This is a genomic window from Edaphobacter dinghuensis (assembly GCF_014640335.1).
Taxonomy (GTDB): Bacteria; Acidobacteriota; Terriglobia; order Terriglobales; family Acidobacteriaceae; genus Edaphobacter; species Edaphobacter dinghuensis.
In genome coordinates this window covers 621,801-642,867 of record NZ_BMGT01000002.1, presented here as the reverse complement: position 1 = coordinate 642,867, position 21,067 = coordinate 621,801, and the positions used below count along the sequence as shown (strand labels likewise).

Sequence of the window (21,067 nt, the reverse complement as noted above, 5' to 3'; positions counted from 1 at the left end):
CAAAATATTGCGGCTGTTGCCGGAAAGATCACAGGCAACAGCCGCATTTGTTTTTCGCAGACTACTGCGTTCCCGCGAGGATTAAAGCGCAGACACTATTTCTGCTCCTGAGATTCTGCAGTTACGAGTTTGATGGTGCCGAGGATGCCGGACGAGGTGGGTACGACCTTGTTGAGGTCCTGCATCTGGAAGCGGTCGCCGTACTTGGCGATGAGTGGTTTGTAGTCGTGGGGTGGCAGGGCTGACCATGCATTGAGCGCGGTGTTGTAGACGTGGATCTCGATGCGGTTCTGGCCAGCCTTGAGCAGCGGTGAGACGTCGAGGCGGTAGGGCGGATGCCAGAGATAGCCTGCTTGCTTGCCGTTGATGAAGACGATGGCGGCTTCGCGGACGGGCGGCTCGAACCACGCGCGCATGCCGGGGCCGGTGCGAGTGACGCGAGGATCGGGGATGCCGTCGTGCATCGGTGCGGGACGGTTGAGGACTCCGGCTGGTGGAGTGACGGCGGTGCCGCCGTCGATCTGGAGATAGGTGGGTGAATTGGGTGTGGAGCTGAGATTGAAGTCGCGGCTGTAGACGGCTTCGCCGGAGTAGTGGATGGTGTCGGGGCTGGCGATCCAGTCAGTGAGGGTCGCTTCGGATTTTGTTTTGCCAGTTGTGGCGAAGCGTACCTGCCAGTTGTTGCTGAGGTCGGCTAGCTGGGTGGTGGGAGCCGGTCGCGGCGCCGGGGCTTTGGGATCGGTGTTGCTGAAGATGAAGATGCGCGACTCGTAAGGAGCGAGGTGGAGTTGGAGGTTAGCGGACGCGGTGCTGGAGGCTTCGCCGCTGGCGGGGTTCCATTGCTCGCCGAACTTGTGGGCGGTGGCAAAGGTTGCGGTGGTGTCGATGGGTTGGTTGCCGGTGTTGGCTACGAAGTAGATGTCCGACGTTGGCAGCTTGCGGCGGATGAAGCCGATCTCGTCGTTACCCGAGGTGAGTGCGAAGTCAGGTGCGTTGGCATGGTGCAGGGCATCGGCGAGGGCGGAGTCGTCGGGGACGAGGCTGCCTTTGGCCGTGGTGAAGAGTTTCTGCGAGAGGCTGGTGATCTCAGGCAGCGCTTTGCCTTCGGGCGAGATGGAGGGAGCGCGGTCGATGGAGATGACCTTGCCTCCCGCGGCGACGAACTGCTCGATCTTGCGCAGGGTGTTTGCCGGGATGCGGTCGGTGGGCGGCAGGACGAGGATCTTGTGGGTGCCGAGACCGACGGAGTTGATGGCGTCGGCGTCGATGAAGTCGACGTTGTAGCCAGCCGAGAGGATGGTGGACATGAGCTCGGGAGTGACGATGCGGGTCAGCAGAGCGGTGACGCTGTCCTGTGTCGTCGTGAAGGAGGCCCAGACGTCGTCGGTGGGTAGAAGGATGGCTACCTGATTGGCGGGCTGGCCTTGACGGAGAAGGTAGCTGACGCCGCCGATGTAGCGGGTGACGTCAGGCATGACCGGGTGCCAGGGGTTGTGGTCGTTGAAGACCGCGGCGGCATAGAGCGACCAGCCGGGCTCGCCGACCTGCGGAGCGGAGTAGGGCCAGCCGTGGCAGATGATCTGGTTCTCTCCGGTGAGGAAGTCGATGTCGGCCTCGGCCTTCATGTCGAGCGGCGTAGCCCGGAAGACGGGGGAGTGCAGCCAGGTGAAGGTCTCGCCCGAGGTTACGTTGTTGCCGTAGACATGATTCGCGGAGGTAGCCCAGCGCAGAGTGGAGAAGGCGCGCCATTGCGGGCCTTCGCCTTCGGGCAACGCAGCGAGATGTTGGCTTGAGAAGGAAACTGCTGGATTTCCATAGGTTTGTGACCGAAACTTCGTGTGGTGCGCGATGGCCCAGTTATTGATCTGGGTGAGGTAGTTTTCGTCGACCAACTCGGTGAGGGTCTTGCCCCAGTCATGGCGGACTTTTTCGGCCTCGGGCGTTCCACCGGCGACCAGCTCGGGCAGATGGGGCAGGAGATCGTAGCCTCGGCGCTTCTTAAACTCGGCGGGAAGGTTGGGGGTCCAGTCGGCTCCGTAGGCTTCGAGCGAGTCGGAGAAGATGGCATAGGGTGGCGTGGCGCCGAAGGATTTGAGCAGAGGCTCGCCTACGGATTTCAGGTGATTGGCGACGGCCTGATGGCTGAAGGGATCGAGGACATAGCCCTCAGCTCCGACGGCGGCGCGCTTGACCTGTTGCCTCGTGTGGCTGGAGATGAAGAAGATTGCCGTGCGCGGATTAGCCGATGGGAGCAGGTGATCAGTCTGGTTGGTGCTGATGGTCTTGGCGGTGGCGGCGTCCCAATGCTTCGGCTCTCCGTTGGCCACGGCGATGGAGATAATGGACTCACCCTCTGCTAACTTGAGCTTGGGAAGAGAGGTTGCGTTGGCGGGAAGAGAAATCTCTGTGATGCGGAGATGTCCGGCGGCCTCGGCGAGCGTGGTGGCGGGGCCGCCGTAGGGCCAACCGCTGCCTAGCGTCACGTCGATGCGCAGGCCGAGCTTGCGGCCTTCCGATTGGGCATAGTTCACGTCGTCGAGAAATTCGGGGGAGAGAAAGGGCAGGTTCTTAAGACCCTTGGAGGGATCGTCGAGCACTTGAGGGTACTCGAAGGCGAGCTCGGCCCCGCCGATACCGTCGGCCTTCATCTGTTGCAGCTCACGAAGAATCTCGGGCTTTTGCACAGCGAGACCAAACCACCACCAGCGCACCATGGGCCGCGTCTGCGTCCGAGGATTCTCAAAGTTGCGGTGCAGGGTTTGAATCGATGTCTGTGCAACTGCTGGGTTTAGAGAGGTGAAGGCAAAGGCCGCGGCCAGCAGCGAAGACGTGGCGATCTGACGAGACTTGCTTGGTAGAACCGGCATTGGGGCTACTCCTGTTTACTGCTGTTTACTGGTTGTCTGGTCGGCTACGGGGCCGTTGAGGATGGGTTGGGCCAGTCCGGCGACGTGGGGACGGGCGGACTGTGGTGCCATGTCGAAGACGATGATCTGGTTGCGGCCTTTGCGGAGCCAGGGGCCGGGGACGTAGAGGGTCTGCTGCGGGCCGGCGTTCCAGAAGCGGCCGATGATGTGGCCGTTGATCCAGAGAGCTCCTTTGCCGAGGTTGCGGATGTCGAGGAAGGTGTCTCCGGTGGCGGCGAGGGTGAAGTCGGCTTGGAAGAAGGTCGGGGTGCAGTTGGAAAGGGTGCATACCCCAGGGGCTAAAGTCCCGCTTTTTTGTTTATCTGAGAGAGCCAAGGCTGAAGCCTTGGCGTACCTAGATGCCGTGCTTCGGGTGACGTTCCTGGAGAAGCTGGGAAGCGTCGTCATGGGCAGGGGGTAGACCTGCCAGTTGGTGAGGGGCTGGCCGGCGAGGGTGACGGCGTGGGTGATGCCCTTGGTTTCGCCGCGCATGTTGCGGGTGGAGTTGATGCGGCCGTCGTCGGCGACGAGGATGTCGAGGCGTGCGGGGTCGCTGGTCTCGATGGAGACTGGGGGAAGGTTGCCCTTGGGGTCGGCGAAACGGCGGTCGAGGGTACCAATGAGTTTGCCGTCGAGATAGATCTGGGCATAGTCGTGGACCTGGTCGATGACGAGATCGCCATGCGTGTGGGCGGGTAGCTGGGTGCGGTAGAGAATGTAGCCGTAGGACTGGTCGAAGTGCTCCATTGGCTGAGGAAGCTCGCTCGGGATGGGCTTGGGGAGATTGACCCACAGCGGGGTAGAGCGGGTGAGGTCGATCTGCGGGATGGTGATGACGGGCGGTGCGGCGGGAACGGGAGGCAGGCAGGACTCATTGCCGCACCCGGCGTACTGCGCTAGGACTTTGCGGTAAGCGAAGAACTTGGGGGTGGTGTGTCCGGCTTCGTCGAGCGGGGCGTCGTAGTCGTAGCTGGTGACGTCGGGGAGGAAGTGGCCCTTGATGAGGCTGCTACCGGACATGAAGCCGAAGCTGGTGCCGCCGTGGAACATGTAGATGTTGATCCCAGCTCCGCGCTTGAGAATGTAGTCGAGGTCTTCGATCTGGGGGCCGATGGGGCGGGTCTCGTGGGGATGACCCCAGCTGTCGAACCAGCCGGGCCAGTATTCGGAGACGAAGAGGGCCTGACCGGGACGAACTTTTTCGAGGGCGTCCATGCCGCCCTGGTGGTTGCCGATGCCGAAGTTGGTGGCGGCGAAGAGGTCGGGGATGGAGCCTTTAGGGATGTTGCGCCAGTTGTCGGCGGTGTAGAGGAGCGAGTCGGTGAATCCGGCGTGGAGGAAGATCTGGTGGAGGTGCTCCATGTAGACGTGGTCGGAGCCGAAGTTGCCGTACTCGTTTTCGACCTGGGTCATGAGGATGGGGCCGTCGCGGCCGATCTGGAGAGGGGTGAGTTCTTTGGCGAGGCGATCAATCCAACGCTCGGCGGGGACCATGAAGGCGGGGTCGTTGGAGCGGAGGGCAGCGGCGGAGGCCGGGTCTTTCAGTAGCCACGCGGGGATGCCGCCGAGGTCCCACTCGGCGCAGGAGTAGGGGCCGGTGCGGAGGATGACGTAGAGGCCCTCTTCCTGCGCGGCGCGGATGAAGGCGGCGACGTCGTTGTTGCCGGTGAAGTCGAAGTGGCCGGGGGTGGGTTCGTGCATGTTCCAGAAGACGTAGGTGGCGATGGTGTTGAGACCCATCGCTTTCGCCATCTTAAGGCGAGCGTGCCAGTAGGCGCGGGGGATGCGCTCGTAGTGCATCTCGCCGGAGAGGACCTTGAAGGGCTTGCCGTCGAGGACGAAGTGATCGCCCTGGGTGGTGAAGGTGTGCTTTGGCTGGGCGTGAAGCGACAGCGTGCAGAGGATGAGGAGCGCGGCGAGGAAGGTTCGTTTCATCGTTATATGGATCTCAGGCGGCGGAGGTAATCTGGTTCATTTGAGAGAATGTTTCAAGGGAGGATTATCCGTGCACGCTGCAACAGAAGTCAATCGGGTGGGTTGTGCAGGCACAGGCGAGGGTAATCCCAAGGACAGAGCAGATAGAAATTTCAAAGGTGTGTGGGAGGACGGTGGGGAGGCGAGATTGGTTTCCCCAAAGATGTAAAACTTTGCATCTTCGATAAGGACGCGCGTTGATTCTGCGGGGATTTGTTTGGAAGGCAGAGTGCTGCATACGGTGCTGGCATGTCCGGGCCCTGAGAAGCAAGTCTGGAGGAGACCATGACTCGATTCAGGACAATGGCTACCGTGGCAGTGCTGTGTTTACTGCCTATATCTGCTCATGCGAGCAGCTTTGTTTATAACCTCGACGTTCTGCTGTCAGGCGGAACGGTGACCGGGACGATCACGACAGACTCGGATTCGGGTGTGCTCGCGGCGTCGGATATTGTGGACTACGACCTGACGCTGAACGACGGCACCAACACGTTGAACCTGCTGGGGCCTTTGAGCGGCGATAACTCGCATGTGTTTCTGGGCGGGACGGCACTGACTGCGACGGCGACGGCGCTCTCTTATGATTTTTCGGCGAATCCGGCTTTTTTTGGAATTCAGGCTTTCCCACTCGGATCAGGCACAGACTTCTTTTGCCTGAACGATCCGGTTGCAAGCTGCAGCTTTGGCGGTAACTCCAACGTGGCCGCGCGGATCGGCACCGATCCGACCTTCGCTGGGCCGCCGATCGATGGCGTCGGCGTCTTTGCGACGGCTGCGGTTGCTCCGGGGGTTCCAGAGCCTTCGACGATGACTCTGCTGGGAACGGGCGCGTTGGGCCTGATCGGCATGGTGCGTCGGCGGTTGATGAACTAGGTCGATTGGTTTGGTTTACTAACTAAATAGTTGAGTGACTAAATAGTTGAATGACTCAATCAATCTGGATCAATCGGGGACTTGCCAGCCTACCGGTGTCTGGGCGAGAGTCGCTACGCCGGTGGCGTGGCCGCTGGTGATGTCGGCCATGGCCGGGAAGGCCTTGAGAACATCGGCGGATTTGGCCCAGACGGGAACGTCTGCCATGGTGTAGTGGTAGGTGACCTGGGTCTCTTTGAAGCCGTTGGCCACCGTGAGCGGGGTGTTGTTGTCGATGGTGCTAATGACTCGGTGGCCGTAGCAGAAGCGTGGAGCGTAGCGGGTACCGACGGTGGTGACGGTGTAGCGGCTTACATGAATGGCCATCTCGACGCTCTTGTCGAGGAGCTGCGATTTGACCAGCGTATCCATCTGCGCGGTCTCTTTGGCGTCTGAGGTCTCGTAGGGAAAGCGGATGTTGGAGAGCAGGCAGTCGGGGTGATCGACGAAGTGCTTGTTCAGCCCTTCGATGAAGTTCTCCGCTGTAGGCGCGGACTTGGAGTGGCAGCCAATGACGGGCAGCAGTAGGGTGCAGGCGAGGGCGGATTTTAAAATCGTCGATGGTCTCATTTGGTCGTCTCTGGTTACATTTTGTTGGATGCAGAAAAGTGAAATACAGGGGTCTCTCCACTGTCCCTTCGACTTCGCTCAGGGTTCGGTCGAGATGACGTAGCGGTGTGGCGCTTCAGTCGAGGTCGAGATGCGGTAAGGCTGGTGAGTTTTGGAGGGTATTCACTCTTGGAGAGAGGCGTCTTCGACTGTGGTGGTGGGTAGAGACTCTTGGGTGGTGGGCATGGTGGCGAGTTGCTTTAGCTCTGACTGCACCTCAGCCCACTTCTGCGGATTCTTTTTGGTGCAGATGGGAGCGGCGGGGTCGGCGTAGTAGGCGGTGATGTTGCGCTTGAGGCCAGAGGGGACGGGCTGCGACTGGTTGTGGGTGATGACTGCGAGCAGCTGCGCGTAGGTCTCGTCGGTGAGGCGATAGGCGCCGGGCTTAACTGCGGCTCCGGTGTCGAGGTCGCGGTTGGGAACGAAGTTCGCGATGGCGTCGAAGTTGGCCAGGGCGCGGCGCAGAGTCTCAGTGGATTTGTTGAGGCTTTTGACGTAGAGGTCTTGCGTGTAAGGGCTGGGGATGCGGATGGCGGCGTCGGAGAGCGGGCCGATGCGCGGCAGAATGTAGATGACTCCGGCGAGCATGTAGGTGCCGATGCCGGCCTTCTTGCGGTACTGGTCCCAGCCGTTCTCAAAGTCGGACTGGGCGAGGTCTTTGGAGAGCTTGTCGAGGTCGGGGCCGGGAGTGTCGGGGGGAAAGTGGCTTCGATGCAGGATGACCTCGGCATAGGAGATGCGCGGCAGAAAGTTGCGGACGGCGAAGCGATAGCCGCGCATGACGGGGCGCTTGTGGCCGATGATTTTGGGGAGATCGAGGCCGTAGGTTTGGAAGAAGGCGCGACGGAGGAGCGGGCCGGGGATCTCGAGGCCGACGTGACGAAGGTAGGCGGAGGGAGCGAAGCGGCGCTTGCTGATCTCGTTGACGTCGAAGGCGAACTCGGTGCGGACGTGGGGATGCTCGCCCTGGTCGTAGGCGACGACGGGGCCGTATTTTTTGGCGAGCTTGGGAAACTCGATGGCGACAGCTTCGTTGACGGCTTCGGAGTGGCCGATAGTGTCGCCGATGTAGTGGGAGAGAGCGCCGATGGCGAAGGCCAGCTCGTCCGGTGTCTGCGAGTCGAGGATGAGGTTGAGGATGAAGTCGCCGGGGCGGACGTAGTGGGTGAGGTTGCTGAAGAAGGGCTTGCCGAAGGGATAGTAGCCGAGGTCCTGAATGGCGCAGCCCCCGTAGGCGTAAGCGTGGGCCTCGTGGAGCTGGGCCTCGGTCATGTTGGGAAATCGCTTGAGCAGCAGAGGACGGATGGATTCTTTCCAGGTCAGGTCGATGAGCTGCTCGTGGGTCTGGACGGAGTAGGCGTGGCTGGAGGGAGAGAGAAGAAGGAGTGCGAGCGCCAGCAGGAAGAGTTTGTAGCGGAGCGTCGGGTTTGCTGGTCGCGAGTGCATGTGGATAACCGCAAGTGTATCCCGTGGCAGGTATCGTACAGGTATCTATGATGGGCGCAGGAGTCTGTGCGATGGATGAGAGCCGTAGAGGCTGGCTGGCGGCGTTTCTTTTAGCTGCGGCGGTGCTGGGAGTCTTTATGACGCTGCGGCATGGTCCGGTGAGGAGCGGCAGGCTGACGCCTGTGGCGAAGAGGCAGCAGGCCCCGAATATGGAGTTTGAGCAGATGGACGGAGGAACTTGGCGGCTTCGGGATCATCGCGGTCAGGTGGTGTTGATTAATCTTTGGGCGACGTGGTGCGGGCCTTGCCGCGAAGAGACTCCGGTGCTGGTGAAGCTCTTTAAGGATGAGGGGCCGAAGGGGTTGGCGGTGGTGGGATTGTCGCTGGATGTGGGCGGCAGGGAGAAGGTGCGGTCGTTTGCAGAGCAGTTTCAGGTGCCTTATCCGATTGTATTTCCGGAGCCGATGTCGCAGTTGGCGGATACGGTAGAGGGTGTGCCTACGACCATGTTGCTGGATAAGAGTGGTCGCGTGGCGAAGGTGTATGTGGGTGCAGTCAGGCGAGCGGTCTTTGCGGCAGATGTGGATACTCTGTTGGCGGAGAAAGACGACGCTCGCTGACGTTTTGCTGTTGGACTAGGTTTGGGGAACCTTCATGACGTCATGGGTTGTGGCTGGGATGGGGGTTGCGGGCAGGTGGAAGTCGGGCTGCGAGTCGGGGTGCGCAGGGTTGAAGGCGACGGCGTCTTTGGTGAGATATTTTTTGAGCGGCAGGTTGTTCTGGCGGATGCCGTCGACGATGCAGCGCGCGAGCTCGTAGGCTCCGTAGCTGTTGAAGTGGGTGTCGTCGCTGATGGCCTGAGTTTGGTTGGGGTAGGCGTTTGCGGGGAAGTGCATGAAGGCCTTCTTGGAGCCTTCGGGACCCATGGCTTCGAAGAGCGTCTTGCTCATGGCGTTGAGGTCGATGAGGGCGGCGTGCTGTTCGCGGGCGACCTCGCGCATGGCGTCGGGGTAACCGGCGAGCGAGTTGGTGATGTGGCCGCTGGCGTCGAAGGTGCGGCGGTTCATGCTGGTGACGAGGACGGGCGTGGCCCCGGCGGCGCGGGCTTTGGCGATGTATTCGGTGAGAAGTGATTTGTACTCGTCGATGGGGACGACGGGTTGGCCGGTTTTAGGATTGATCTTCTGGTCGTTGTGATTGAACTGCATGAAGAGATAGTCGCCGGACTTGATCTGGGTGAAGATCTTGTCGAAGCGGCGCTCGCTGACGAAGCTCTTGATGGTCTCGCCGGACTCGGCGTGGTTGGCGACGACGACGCCGGGACGAAGGAAGCGGGGAAGGATCTGGCCCCAGGCGGTCCAGGGCTCTACGTCCTGATCGACGACGGTGGAGTCTCCGGCGATGTAGATAGTCGGCTCTTTTTTGATGGGCTCGATGGTGATGCTGCGGACGCTGGGGTTGTCGCCGTTGAACTCGAGGGTGAGCTTGTGGTCCCAGTCCATGTTGCCGTTGCGCTCGCGGGGCTTGAGATGGACGTGCTGGACGGTGCCTACGGCGTCGGTGAACTCGGGATAGCGGACGTTGACGTCGAAGGTATGCTTCGCGGAAGCGTTGGGCTGGGTGGAGATTTTTTCGAGCATGAGACGGCGGGCTTCGGCCCAGACGGTGGTGATGGAGGCTTGGTCGGAGCCGAGGACCACGGTGACGCGGTAGCTGCCTTCGGGAACGGTGGCGGAGAAGAAAAAGGGCTTGTCGCTGGAGCAGGAGCCTTGCGAGACGGCCGGGGTGGTGGACAGATCGAAGCCGGGGGTGGCTTCGGTGTAGGCGGATGCGGTGGTGAGGGAGGTGTAGCCCGATTTGGTTCCGCAGATGAACTTCTGGGCGTGGGCGGTGGGAAGAAGGGTGGCGAGGGCCAGAGCTGATGCGGCGAGGGTGGTGCGGGTCATGCTTGCTCCCTTATTTGGAAACTATTTCAAAAGGAGAATATTAGCATTTTGATCAAAACACAGGGAAGCGCGGCTCATCTAGTGCTCGCCTGTGAGCCACAGCATGTAGGGGTAGAGCAGAAGGAAGAGGATAAGGCAGATGGCGAGGAGGTCCATGTAGAGACAGAGCAGCACTCCGGCCTGGAAGAGGTCCCACCGCTGGCGGCGCATGCAACGGAAGGTGTCGGCGCTGCCGATGATGGCGATGCAGGCGGGAATGACGAGGAATGGGTTTGCGCGGTCGTTGGGGAATCCGGAGAGGAGATAGGCTACGCCGAAGCTTACAAGTACGAGCGTGTTACCTCGAAGGAGAGAACGGTTATGCGGATTGAGAATTCGGGATATCACGCTGTGGCCGAAGAAAAGCTACAGGCAAGGATAGGCCATGCGTGGATGGATTGGCTTAATGGATGAGATGAAATGCGGTGCCGGTAGGAGGGACGCCAGAATGGCGCAGGGGTAAGGACGTTCCCATCCATCGCAATGAGGCTGCGATGGATGGGGCACTCGAGCGTTAGTTGCCTGCGAATGTTTAGGCGGTGGTGAGTTGAGCGTTGGCCTCAGCGAACATCTGTTCGATGGAGTCGTTGTAGGGAGCGCGCAGGACGCCATGCTCGGTGATGATGGCGGTGATGTATTTGGCCGGGGTGACGTCGAAGGCCGGGTTTTGGATGGCGGCTCCGTTGGGCGTCATCTGCTTACCGTTGGAGTGGGTGACTTCGGTGGCGGCGCGCTGCTCGATGGGGATCTGATCGCCGTGCGCGGTGGCGCGGTCGATGGTGGAGAGAGGAGCAGCGACGTAGAAGGGGATGTTGTGCTCTTTGGCGAGGACGGCGACGGAGTAGGTGCCGATCTTGTTGGCGGTGTCGCCGTTGGCGGCGATGCGGTCGGCACCGACGATGACGGCCTGGATGCGTCCCTGGCGCATGAGCGCGCCGGCCATGTTGTCGCAGAGGATGGTGGTGGGGATGTTGTCGTGGAGCAGCTCCCATGCGGTGAGGCGCGCGCCCTGCAGGTAAGGGCGGGTCTCGTCGGCGAAGACGTCGATCTTGTGGCCGCGCTCGACGGCGGCGCGGATGACGCCGAGGGCGGTGCCGTAGCCGCAGGTGGCGAGGGCTCCGGCGTTGCAGTGGGTGAGGACGGTGCCTTGCTGGGGGAGAAGCGCTGCGCCGTGGGCTCCCATCTGCTTGCAGGCGGCGATGTCTTCGTCGTACATGAGTTGGGCCTCGGCGATGAGGGCGGCCTTGATCTCGGGGATGGGGGTGTTGGCGGCGGCGAGGGCGTTGTACTTGTCGCGCATGCGCTCGATGGCCCAGAAGAGATTGACGGCTGTGGGGCGGGTCTCGGCGAGGGTTTTTGCGATGACGGCGACCTCTTCGGTGAGCGCAGGCAATGTGGTGGCGGTGCTGCGTTCGACGCCGATGGCTACGCCCATAGCGGCTGAGACGCCGATGGCGGGTGCTCCGCGGACGATCATGTCGCGGATGACGGTGGCGACCTGCTTATAGTCCGTCGCGAGAACATGGGTCTCTTCGAGGGGGAGCTTGGTCTGATCGAGGAAGTTAACGCCGGAAGGGAGCCATTCGAGGGTAGGAATCATGTCTTTTCTAGTTTATCTGAGAGGGGCAAGCTGGATGTTCTTGACAGAAGCTGTCTGGTCAAACGAGAATTTCAGCCGATCCAATATTGGACTGACCAATTTACCTGAAACGCGCTATCACTTTGTTTGCATGCTGAGGAGTTTTGATGACGAGTCATTTGTTTGAGCGGCGGAGTTTTTTGAAGAAGGCAGGACAGAGTTTGCTTGCAGTTCCTGCGCTTTCTGCGATGGGTGCGGTTGCGGAGTTGCCGGGCAAGCATGGCGGCAAGGCGCAGGGATGGGATGGCAAGCCCTTTGCGTATACGCCGAAGATCACGTTGAATGTTCGTGATTATGGTGCGACCGGTGACGGTAAGACGAATGATCGAGTGGCGTTGCAGGAGACGATCGATCGCTGCGCGGTGTTCGGTGGCGGCGAAGTGGTGGTGCCTGCGGGGAACTACGTTACCGGTGCGCTGGCTTTGCGGAGCGATATCGTGCTGCGGTTGGAGAAAGATGCGACGTTGTTGGGCACGCCCGATTTTGATGACTATCCGGTGACGCAGGTGCGATGGGAGGGGCGCTGGATACAGGGGCATATTGCGCTGATCTATGCAATTGACGCGAACCGCATCGGAATTGTGGGGCCGGGGAAGATTGTGGGTAATCCAGTGTTGGGCGGGCGGCCGCGCAAGGAGACTCCGCTGCGGCATCCGGCGTTGATCGAATTTATCGAGTGCAAGGATATTCGGCTGGAGGATTTCTCGACCAGCAATCATCTAATGTGGTCGATTCATCCGACGAACTGCGAGAACATCTTTATCAAGGGGTTGACGATTCGCAGCACGGGCGGCAATGGCGATGGGATCGATATTGATTCGAGCAAGCATGTCGTCATCGATGGCTGCGATATCGCTACCGGCGATGACTGTATTTCGTTAAAGTCGGGGCGCGGGGCTGAGGGCTACACGCTGCTGCGGACGACGGAAGATGTGGTGATTCGGAACTGCACGTTTGCGGACTCGATCTTTGCATGCATCGGCATTGGCAGCGAGACGTCCGGCGGCATTCGCGATGTGAGGATTGAGCATTGCAAATTCACACGGGCGAAGACGTTTGCGATTTACATCAAGAGCAGGCCGGGGCGCGGAGCGTTTATCGAAAATATTGTTGCCGATGATCTGGATGCTTCGGATATGACGGGCGGGTTTCTGCGGTTCAACATTCTCAACAGCGGCATTCGCGATGAGTTCCAGGTGCCGGGCGATGAGGGGATTCCGACGATCAGGAACTTTCGGTTCTCGAATATTCGCGTGAAGGAGTGCCCGATTCTGGTGGAGGGGACGGGGATTCATCCGCACAAGCCGCTCGAGGGTTTCTCGTTTGTGAATGTGACGGGAACTTGCGACAAGGGAATTTACCTGGCCAATGTGAAGGATGCTGTGATTCGCAATGTGGACGTCACTGGCTTTGCCGGGCCGCTGCTGAACATCAGCAACGTGACCGGAAGAGGGTTAGCCGGAGCGACGACGATTGCATCGCCTGCGGAGGGAGAGCCGGTTCCGACTCCGGAGCAGCCCTACCGTTTGCATTGAGAAGAGAAGAGGCAGGTCGCTAAGGTGGTCTGGCCTCTTTGTGTTTTTATCTTTGGTCGACAAGGTTTGCCATGTTTAACGCTGGTGTGACGCGCACTTCTTTGGCTGCTACTTTTCTGGTTCTTTCTACGCTTGCTGTGCAGGCGCAAAGTGCGACTGCCGCTGACTCTGCGGCCAACGCCGGACGCAAGCAGGTTACGGAGTATCTCGACCATATTGCGGCGGAGCAGACGGCGGCGCGCAGAACTGCTGTGGCTGCCATTGCAACGCGCACGCAAGCAGAGGCACGGCAGGCTGCGGTGCGCAAAAAGATTCTTGCGTTGATTGGAGGATTGCCGGAGAAGACTCCGCTGCATGCGAAGCTCGTTGGCGTGACGCAGGCGCAGGGGTTCCGCATCGAGAAGGTGATCTATGATTCGCAGCCGGGGTTTCCGGTAACGGCGCTGCTCTATTTGCCAGACGCGAAGCCAGGCGCGAAGGCGGAGAAGCTGCCTGCGATCGTAGTGGCTCCGGGGCATGGGCCGACGGGGAAGGCTTCCGATTTTGGTTTTGCATCGACGTTCGCTCGTAATGGTTTTGCGGTGCTCTCGTATGACCCGATTGGTCAGGGGGAGAGATTGCAGTATCCCGACCCGGCTAAGCCGGGGACTTCGCTGGCGACGCGGCCAACAGGCGAGCATGGCGAGGCAGGGTTGCAGCCGACACTGATTGGCGATGCGGTAGCGCGTTATTTTGCGTGGGATGGGATGCGGGCTGTGGACTATCTGGAGTCGCGTTCGGAGATCGATGCGAACCGCATTGGAGCGTTTGGATGCTCGGGCGGCGGCGCGATGACGGCTTTGCTGGGAGCGCTCGATACAAGAATTAAGGCGACGGGAACGGCTTGCTACATTACCTCGTTCGATACGCTGTTGCCTGCGATTGGAGCGCAGGATGCAGAGCAGTCGACGCCGAATTTTATTGCGAGTGGATTGGATTTTCCTGATTGGGTAGAGCTGGCTGCGCCTCGTCCTTACGCCATTATCGCTACTACCGAAGATATGTTTCCATTTGCGGGAGTGCAGAAGACCGAGGCCGAGGCGAGACGCTTCTATGGGTTCTTTGGCGCGGATGCGGACTTGGAGTTTCTCACCGGGCCGGGGCATCATGGCAATCTTGGGCCGATTCAGGCGCGTATTGTGAGCTTCTTCTTGAAGCATCTGCAGCCGGGTGCGGACGCTGCGCATCCTGTCTTGCCTCCACCGGGAGCGCCGGGAGTAAGTCCGTTTGCGCTGCCGCCGGGAATCACAAAGGATGCTTTTCAGGACACGCCTACGGGGCAGGTTGCTACTTCGTATCCTCATGTTGAGGCTGTGCATCGGTTGAATCTGAAGCGGTATGAGTCGATGCCGCCGCCGAAGGCCTTGAGCGGCGAGGCATTGCGCGCGGCGATTCGAGAGGTGACTAAATCGGCGGCGCGTCCTGCGGCGCATGGAAGTAAGACTTCTGGTTTGGTGGAGGAGGGTGATCTCACGGTCTCTGCCGCGAAGGGCGATGTCTACTCTAAGCGTGTCACGCTTCACTCGGAGCCGGGGATTGATTTGCAGGGAGTGATTACTGCTCATCATGGCGCAGGTGTTCATCCTGCTGTGTTGCTGCTGACGAATGCAGCTTCGATGCCTGCGGATAGCTCGGCGCAGCGAGAACTTGAAGGGGCGATGGAGCGTATGGCTGAGGCCGGGAATGTTGTGTTAGCCCTGACGCCGCGACCTTCGCCTCCGGGGACAGAGGAGACGAAGTCACCGATTCTAGGGCCGTTTTATCTGACCGAGCTGCGGGCGGAGCTGACGGGGAAGACGATCATGGGGATGCGGATCGACGATACGATTCGTGCTGTCGATTATCTTGCTTCGCGTTCGGATGTAGATGCGAAGCGGATTTCGGCGTTGGCATCAGGACACTACGGTTTGGTGTTGCTGCATGCTGCTGTGCTGGATTCGCGGCTTGCGCATATTTCGGTCGATCATGCGTTGAGTAGTTACAAGAGCCTCATTGAGGCTCCTATGCCTGTTGGTGCGCCGGAAGACATTCTTCCCGGAGTTGTTCGTCACTACGATTTGCCTGAGCTGCAACATGCGATGAAATCGCGGTTGACGTTGACTCATCCGCTGAATGGTACGGATGATCTATCTATAAGCACATTGCAGGCAGGTAGCCGTTGAGATAGGTCAGCGGGGAAATGGGACGAACTTATCTGTACATGATGCGGGTGATCCCTTGGCGGCTATGCCGGAGAGGGTGGAGTCGGTGCCTCCGGTTAAGTTGAGATTGACTGGGCCGGGGTCGATTGTGATGTCTGCGTGTCTTAGAGAGTATGTGTAATTTGCTTTGTCGGTGAGTAAGACGTTATCGAGTGTGGCGCCGACGCGATGATCTTGTGAGTAGCCGTTGAAGGAGATCTTGCCTCCGCCGGAGATGCGGATGTTGTGCAGGGTGATGTCGCGATAGGTTGGGAGGGAATTGCCTTGTAGCGTTCCAGCTGCTGTGTAACCGGTGTCGAAGGTGATGGGATTGGGTGAGTTGCGGATGCAGATGTCGTCATAGACGACGTCGTGAACGAGGCCGCCGCGCGAGGCGTTCGATTTGATGCGGATGCCGTTGTCGGGGCCGTCGAGCGAGAGATCGGTGACGCGAATTTTGTTGACGCCACCGTTGGTCTCGCTGCCAATGGACATGCCGTGCCCGGCATAAAAGTGGTTGTGGCTGACGGTCATGTTGGTGACGCCTCCGGTGCCTCCCTTGATGGCTATGTCGTCGTCGCCGGTGCTGATGAAGCTGTGCGTGATGGTAATGTTTTTTGAGCCGTTGCCGGGATCGACGCCGTCGGTGTTGCGCGCGCCGCGTCGGGGTGCGTCGATCTTGAGACCCCACACAGTGAAGCCGTTGCCGTTGTTGTAGACGACGTGGAAGTTGGGCGAATTTTTAAGCGTGATGCGGTAGAGCGTGAAGTTATCTGCGTGGTCGGCGACGAGGATGCGAGGAACTTGTTGGCGACCGTTAGGACGGGCCTGTTCGGCGAGTTGCCACCAGGTGACATCCTTGTTCAAAAGTTTTGCGCCACCACGTCCGTCGATGACGCCGTCGCCCATGATGCCTGCTCCGGAGACGTTCTGCACGGAGATCAGCGGTTTGCAGCCGTGGCCGGATTGGTTGACGATGCCGCAACTTCCGGGGGCGGTCTGGTAGAGCGCGGGATCGCGCGAGGCGAAGAATGTGACTCCCTTGTCGACGAGCAGGGTGACGCCGTCGCGGAGTTGCAGGGGGCCGCTGAGGAAGGCATTGCGGGTACCGTCGACGCGTAGGGTTACGGCGTGGCCTTTGCCGCAGTGGTCGATGGCTTGTTGAATACGGTCGGTGTCGAGCTTCAATTCATCGGCAGAGGCGATCGTTCCGGAGTTGGTGATGAGATGCGCATGGAGCGTGATGCAGGCAGGAGGTATGGCTGGCTCGACAACGGTGCGGGTGTCCTGGGCAATAGCGACGGAGGCAAAGGTGAGGAGGACGATACCGAAGAGGGAAAAGATTCGTTGCACGCTGCCGACTCCTGTTTTTACTCGCGAAGATTGTGTTACGGTACAAGCTATTCCGAAGCCGGAATGACTGCTCGATGACAGCTTCTTCCGACAAGACGATACGGCTCCGCGGTTGTTGTCCGCGTACGAGTTGTTGTGTCTGGATGGAACCCCGGTAGGCGGGGCCCTTCGAGCCTCAATCACTGTGCGGTTCTGTTGAAGCCTGATAGGGATACGATGGCAGTGCAAAGCAAGTTGCACAGTGAGCACCTTCAACTTCATTCGAAGTCCACTTCAGGTTCAGTTGCGATCCACTTTTAAGTTCGTGGAGAGCCTGTTTTGATAGTTAAACACTATTTCTGATAAGAAACTAACATGGTTCGGTAAGTTGAGAGGAGTAAAGCGTGGCAGTCAATCGAAGGAACTTTCTGTTGGGGACGGCGGCGGCAGCGGCACAGGCAGGTGTGGCCGCGGCTCTGCCGGTCGGTGCGAAGTCTGAGGGCGCAGAGCAGGCAGGGAAGCGTAAGCCGAACATTATTCTGTACCTCTCTGACCAGTTTCGCTGGGACTTTGTCGGCGCGAATGGACTGAACGGCTCTACGAATACGCCGAACCTGGATGCGCTGGCGGCGCATGGAAAGAACTTCACGCATGCGGTGACCAACCAGCCGGTGTGCGCTCCGGCGCGTTCGGTGTTGATGACTGGCCGATATGCTACGGAGACGAATGTCTGGCACAATGGTCCGGCATTGACTACCGAACTACCGACGCTTGCCGGAGAGCTGCGCAAGGCGGGTTATACCTCAAACCTGATTGGCAAATGGCATCTTGCTCCTGCGAAGGAGTCGGATGGCGGTGGGCCTGGATATGTGAAGCCGGAGTATCGCGGCGGCTTTCTCGATCTGTGGGAGGGTGCGAACGCGTTGGAGCATACGACCCATCCTTATGAGGGGACGATCTACGACGGCGATGGCAAGGCGATCACCTTCAAGGACCAGTATCGCGTCGACTTCATCACCGATCGTGCCGAGCGATTTTTAAGGCAGAAGCAAGAGAAGCCGTTCTTCCTGTTTGTCTCGCAGCTTGAGCCGCATCAGCAGAATGACTGGAAGCGCATGGTTGGACCGAAGGGTTCGGCGGAGCGGTTTATCAATGCGGCGGTACCTGCCGATCTGCGCGAGCAGCCGGGTGACTGGCATCAGCAGCTTCCGGACTACTATGGCGCGTGCGAGAGCATTGACGCTTCAGTGGGCAGGCTGAGGAAGGTGCTGGAGGAAGAGGGCATGGCGGACAACACGATCTTTGCCTTCATCAGCGACCATGGATGCCACTTTATGACGCGCAATGAGGAGTACAAGCGCAGCACGCACAATAGCTCGGTTCGCATTCCGCTGATTATTCAGGGGCCGGGTTTTGAGGGCGCGCAGCAGATACCGGAGCTGTTCGGCATTATCAATGTTGCGCCGACACTGCTGGACGCGGTGGGTGTGAAGGTGCCGGAGTCGATGAAGGGCAAGAGCATTTTGCCGCTGCTGAACGATGCCAAGGCGCGAGAGGCGTGGCCGAACAAGGAGCTGATCCAGATCAGCGAGTCGATGACGGGAAGAACGATCCGCACGAAGGAGTGGACGTATTGCGTTGCCGATCCGACGGGGCTGAGGGCGGCTACGAGTAACAATTATCATGAGTACCAGATGTACGATCAGCGCAACGATCCGCATGAACTGATGAACCTTGCCGGGCGAAAAGAGTATCGGGCCAAGGCGGCTGAGCTTCGCGAGGAGCTGAAGAAGCTTATCGTCGCCTCGGGAGAGCCGGAGCCGGAGATCGTTGAGGCGAAATTGTATCCATAGTTCGGAAGGGTGACCATGATGGGCGAAGTAGAGCAGAGCCTGGGTGAGCATGGCGGGAAGCAGAAGCCTTCCTGCTGCTCACCTTCTGCGATGCGCGATGTGGGGGCAGTGAAGACGGATGAGGCGAGGCTTGTAGCCGCTGAGAGCCACGGTGCAGGCGGCGATATGGTCTCGCTGCCGGGTGGAACTTTTTTAATGGGCACCGATTATCCGCATGGATTTCCGCTGGATGGCGAAGGGCCGGTGCGCCCGGTTACGGTTTCACCGTTTGAGATCGATCGGTTCCCGGTGACAAACGAAGAGTTCGCGGCGTTTGCCGATGCGACGGGATATCGCACGGAGGCGGAGGTCTTCGGCTGGTCGTTCGTCTTCTGGGCTCACATTCCGGCTGAGCGGTTTGAAGAGCTGGTGGAAGATACGGTCGCAGCGGCGCAGTGGTGGTGCAAGGTTCCGGGCGCGTTCTGGAGGCAGCCGGAGGGGCCGGGCTCGAATGTGCGCGAACGGGGCAGGTATCCCGTGGTGCATGTGTCGTGGAACGACGCGCAGGCGTATGCGGCATGGGCTTCGAAGTCATTGCCAACGGAGGCGCAGTGGGAGTTTGCGGCACGCGGCGGGTTAGAGCAGAAGCTCTATCCGTGGGGTGATGAGCTGACCCCTAACGGAGAGCATCGCTGCAATGTGTGGCAGGGGCGGTTTCCGGTTGAAGATACGGCTGAGGATGGCTATGCGGGGAGCTGCCCGGTGGATAGCTTTCCGCCCAATGGATTTGGGATCTATTCGGCTACCGGCAATGTGTGGGAGTGGTGCGCGGACTGGTTTCACAACTCGTTTCGCGCAGAGCCGGCAAAGGACCCGACGGGGCCGGCTAGTGGGCAGGGCAAGGTGATGAAGGGTGGATCGTTCCTCTGTCATGCGTCTTATTGCAACCGCTACCGTGTTGCTGCGCGGACGTCGAACACGCCTGACAGCTCGGCTTCGAACATTGGGTTTCGCTGCGCGAGAGCTGTCTGAATCTTCGCGTGTGCCTAATAGTAAAGTGTGTAGATAACCGTAGGAGGTTGCGTGACGGCGATTGAGATTACAGGCGAGATGTTGGTGGGAGCGCGAAGCGTTCGTGGAGCGCAGGGTGTGGTGCATGCGATCAACCCGGCGACCGGAGAGACGATGGCTCCGGCGTTTGGTGGCGGCTCGGCGAAGGATGTTGATGAAGCCTGCACGCTGGCGATGCTGGCCTTTGACGCTTACAGGGCGACAGGCCTTGAGCAGCGCGCGGGATTTCTGGAGGCGATTGCACAAGGAATCCTCGACCTGGGAGATGCTTTGGTGGAGCGCGTGATGAGCGAGTCGGGGCTGCCACGTGGCCGCGTCGAAGGTGAGCGCGGGCGAACGGTGGGACAGCTCAAATTATTTGCTTCGCTGGTAAGAGAAGGCCGCTGGCTCGATGTCACGCTGGATAGCGCGTTGCCGGAGCGCAAGCCTGCACCGCGTCCTGATCTGCGCATGCAGAAGATTCCGCTGGGGCCGGTGGCTGTGTTCGGAGCGAGCAACTTTCCTTTGGCCTTCTCGGTTGCGGGCGGAGATACTGCGTCGGCGCTGGCGGCGGGTTGTCCTGTGGTGGCGAAGTCGCATCCGTCGCACCTGGGAACCTCTGAGCTGGTTGGCCGCGTGATTCAGAAGGCGGTGAGCGACTGCGGATTGCCCGAGGGCGTGTTTTCGCTTGTCGTCGGCGAGGGCAATGCGGTGGGTGAAGCGCTGGTGGCGCACCCTGCGATTCAGGCAGTGGGCTTTACCGGATCGCGCCGTGGAGGGCGGGCGCTGGTGGCGATTGCTGCCGGGCGGGATGTGCCCATCCCTGTCTTTGCTGAGATGAGCAGCATCAATCCTGTCTTTCTGCTGCCGGGCGCTCTAAGCCAGCGCGCAGAGGCAATTGCGCAGGGGCTGGCCGATTCGGCCACGCTGGGGACGGGACAGTTCTGCACCAAGCCGGGCATCGTGATCGGTATTGAGGGCGCGGAGTTTGAGCGCTTTGAACAGGCCGCGAAGACTGCCATCGAGGCCAAGACTGCGACGACCATGCTGAACTCGGGCATTCATCGCGCGTATGAGCACGGCGTCGCGCAGTGGGATGGAGAGGGCAAGGTCAACAAGCTGGCGAGTGGTCAAGCCGCGGCTCCGTTGGCCTGTGCGGGACAGCCTACGCTTTTTGCGACGAAGGCCCAGCATTTTTTGACGACGCCGGTGTTGATGGAAGAGGTCTTTGGGCCTACGACGTTGTTGATCGCGTGCAAGGACGTTGAAGAGATGATTGCCGTGGCGGAGCATCTCTCCGGTCAGCTTACGGCGACGCTGCACCTTGTCGATGGGGATGTGGAGATCGCTCGGCGACTGCTGCCGGTTCTGGAGCGGAAGGCGGGACGCATCCTGGCGAACGGCTTTCCGACGGGCGTTGAGGTCTCTTATGCCATGGTGCATGGCGGACCGTTTCCGGCGACCTCTGACAGCCGTGTGACCTCTGTGGGAGCGACGGCGATTGAGCGCTGGCTGCGTCCGGTCTGTTATCAGGACCTGCCGACAGCGCTGCTGCCGGAGCCGCTGCAGAACGGCAACCCGCTTCATCTGTGGAGGCTGGTCGACGGCAAGCTGCAGCAGCCCTAATG

15 protein-coding genes are annotated in these 21,067 nt (G+C 60.1%); 7 read left to right on the top strand and 8 right to left on the bottom strand.

The genetic code is table 11. The features are described from left to right. Window positions 1-95: 95 nt before the first annotated feature. Together IEW09_RS08290 and IEW09_RS08285 are read right to left on the bottom strand one after the other, a co-directional pair. Window positions 96-2,867 carry a glycosyl hydrolase gene (locus tag IEW09_RS08290; RefSeq protein WP_188553697.1) on the bottom strand — a complete coding sequence of 924 codons (2,772 nt, stop codon included), beginning with the start codon at window positions 2,865-2,867 and terminating at the stop codon, window positions 96-98. Window positions 2,868-2,882: 15 nt separating this feature from the next. Further along, window positions 2,883-4,841, bottom strand: coding sequence for a glycoside hydrolase family 35 protein (locus tag IEW09_RS08285; protein WP_188553696.1), 1,959 nt, complete (start codon window positions 4,839-4,841; stop codon window positions 2,883-2,885). Window positions 4,842-5,165: 324 nt separating this feature from the next. Between IEW09_RS08285 and IEW09_RS08280 the strand changes: the two genes are divergently transcribed. Next, window positions 5,166-5,753, top strand: a complete 588-nt coding sequence (locus IEW09_RS08280; protein ID WP_188553695.1) for a PEP-CTERM sorting domain-containing protein — start codon at window positions 5,166-5,168, stop codon at window positions 5,751-5,753. Between the two features lie 69 nt (window positions 5,754-5,822). On the opposite strand, the gene IEW09_RS08275 is transcribed toward IEW09_RS08280, so the two are convergent. Both IEW09_RS08275 and IEW09_RS08270 read right to left on the bottom strand, forming a co-directional pair. Next, window positions 5,823-6,362, bottom strand: coding sequence for an SEN1982 family lipoprotein (locus IEW09_RS08275; protein ID WP_188553694.1), 540 nt, complete (start codon window positions 6,360-6,362; stop codon window positions 5,823-5,825). Window positions 6,363-6,524: 162 nt separating this feature from the next. After that, the gene (locus tag IEW09_RS08270) at window positions 6,525-7,847 is read right to left on the bottom strand and encodes a zinc dependent phospholipase C family protein (protein WP_188553693.1); all 1,323 of its coding nucleotides are present in this window, start codon (window positions 7,845-7,847) and stop codon (window positions 6,525-6,527) included. A gap of 71 nt (window positions 7,848-7,918) precedes the next feature. Here IEW09_RS08270 and IEW09_RS08265 point away from each other — a divergent pair, with 71 nt between their 5' ends. Further along, window positions 7,919-8,467 carry a TlpA family protein disulfide reductase gene (locus IEW09_RS08265; RefSeq protein ID WP_188553692.1) on the top strand — a complete coding sequence of 183 codons (549 nt, stop codon included), beginning with the start codon at window positions 7,919-7,921 and terminating at the stop codon, window positions 8,465-8,467. Window positions 8,468-8,482: 15 nt separating this feature from the next. Here the strand turns inward: IEW09_RS08265 and IEW09_RS08260 are convergent, their stop codons facing one another. The 3 genes from IEW09_RS08260 to mtnA all read right to left on the bottom strand — a co-directional run bounded on the left by IEW09_RS08260 (window position 8,483) and on the right by mtnA (window position 11,432). Continuing rightward, entirely contained in the window at window positions 8,483-9,793 is a 1,311-nt protein-coding gene (locus IEW09_RS08260) for a rhamnogalacturonan acetylesterase (RefSeq protein WP_188553691.1), read from the bottom strand. Between the two features lie 78 nt (window positions 9,794-9,871). Further along, window positions 9,872-10,180 carry a permease gene (locus IEW09_RS08255; RefSeq protein WP_188553690.1) on the bottom strand — a complete coding sequence of 103 codons (309 nt, stop codon included), beginning with the start codon at window positions 10,178-10,180 and terminating at the stop codon, window positions 9,872-9,874. Between the two features lie 184 nt (window positions 10,181-10,364). Then, on the bottom strand, window positions 10,365-11,432 hold the full coding sequence (gene mtnA / locus IEW09_RS08250) for an S-methyl-5-thioribose-1-phosphate isomerase (protein ID WP_188553689.1): 1,068 nt from the start codon (window positions 11,430-11,432) through the stop codon (window positions 10,365-10,367). Window positions 11,433-11,578: 146 nt separating this feature from the next. On the opposite strand from mtnA, the gene IEW09_RS08245 reads away from it, so the two are divergent. After that, complete coding sequence (locus IEW09_RS08245; protein ID WP_188553688.1) at window positions 11,579-13,006, top strand: glycoside hydrolase family 28 protein; 1,428 nt, start codon at window positions 11,579-11,581, stop codon at window positions 13,004-13,006. Window positions 13,007-13,077: 71 nt separating this feature from the next. Then, the gene (locus IEW09_RS08240) at window positions 13,078-15,207 is read left to right on the top strand and encodes an alpha/beta hydrolase family protein (RefSeq protein WP_188553687.1); all 2,130 of its coding nucleotides are present in this window, start codon (window positions 13,078-13,080) and stop codon (window positions 15,205-15,207) included. 6 nt (window positions 15,208-15,213) lie between these two features. On the opposite strand, the gene IEW09_RS08235 is transcribed toward IEW09_RS08240, so the two are convergent. Further along, a complete protein-coding gene (locus tag IEW09_RS08235; protein ID WP_229739190.1) occupies window positions 15,214-16,578 on the bottom strand; it encodes a glycoside hydrolase family 28 protein in 1,365 nt (454 codons plus the stop codon). Between the two features lie 383 nt (window positions 16,579-16,961). On the opposite strand from IEW09_RS08235, the gene IEW09_RS08230 reads away from it, so the two are divergent. From IEW09_RS08230 to IEW09_RS08220, 3 genes are read left to right on the top strand one after another with little or no spacing between them, the layout of a single operon-like run. Then, complete coding sequence (locus tag IEW09_RS08230) at window positions 16,962-18,410, top strand: sulfatase family protein (protein WP_188553685.1); 1,449 nt, start codon at window positions 16,962-16,964, stop codon at window positions 18,408-18,410. A gap of 15 nt (window positions 18,411-18,425) precedes the next feature. After that, entirely contained in the window at window positions 18,426-19,421 is a 996-nt protein-coding gene (locus IEW09_RS08225) for a formylglycine-generating enzyme family protein (protein WP_229739189.1), read from the top strand. Window positions 19,422-19,472: 51 nt separating this feature from the next. Beyond that, window positions 19,473-21,065 (top strand): aldehyde dehydrogenase (NADP(+)), encoded by a 1,593-nt coding sequence (locus IEW09_RS08220; RefSeq protein WP_229739188.1) that lies wholly within the window; start codon window positions 19,473-19,475, stop codon window positions 21,063-21,065. Window positions 21,066-21,067 lie beyond the last annotated feature (2 nt).

Excerpts from the sequence above, each read along its gene's own strand:
- IEW09_RS08290 (WP_188553697.1), bottom strand. The coding sequence starts at position 2,867 with ATGCCGGTTCTACCAAGCAAGTCTCGTCAGATCGCCACGTCTTCGCTG.
- IEW09_RS08285 (WP_188553696.1), bottom strand. The coding sequence starts at position 4,841 with ATGAAACGAACCTTCCTCGCCGCGCTCCTCATCCTCTGCACGCTGTCG.
- IEW09_RS08280 (WP_188553695.1), top strand. The coding sequence starts at position 5,166 with ATGACTCGATTCAGGACAATGGCTACCGTGGCAGTGCTGTGTTTACTG.
- IEW09_RS08275 (WP_188553694.1), bottom strand. The coding sequence starts at position 6,362 with ATGAGACCATCGACGATTTTAAAATCCGCCCTCGCCTGCACCCTACTG.
- IEW09_RS08270 (WP_188553693.1), bottom strand. The coding sequence starts at position 7,847 with ATGCACTCGCGACCAGCAAACCCGACGCTCCGCTACAAACTCTTCCTG.
- IEW09_RS08265 (WP_188553692.1), top strand. The coding sequence starts at position 7,919 with ATGGATGAGAGCCGTAGAGGCTGGCTGGCGGCGTTTCTTTTAGCTGCG.
- IEW09_RS08260 (WP_188553691.1), bottom strand. The coding sequence starts at position 9,793 with ATGACCCGCACCACCCTCGCCGCATCAGCTCTGGCCCTCGCCACCCTT.
- mtnA (WP_188553689.1), bottom strand. The coding sequence starts at position 11,432 with ATGATTCCTACCCTCGAATGGCTCCCTTCCGGCGTTAACTTCCTCGAT.
- IEW09_RS08245 (WP_188553688.1), top strand. The coding sequence starts at position 11,579 with ATGACGAGTCATTTGTTTGAGCGGCGGAGTTTTTTGAAGAAGGCAGGA.
- IEW09_RS08240 (WP_188553687.1), top strand. The coding sequence starts at position 13,078 with ATGTTTAACGCTGGTGTGACGCGCACTTCTTTGGCTGCTACTTTTCTG.
- IEW09_RS08225 (WP_229739189.1), top strand. The coding sequence starts at position 18,426 with ATGATGGGCGAAGTAGAGCAGAGCCTGGGTGAGCATGGCGGGAAGCAG.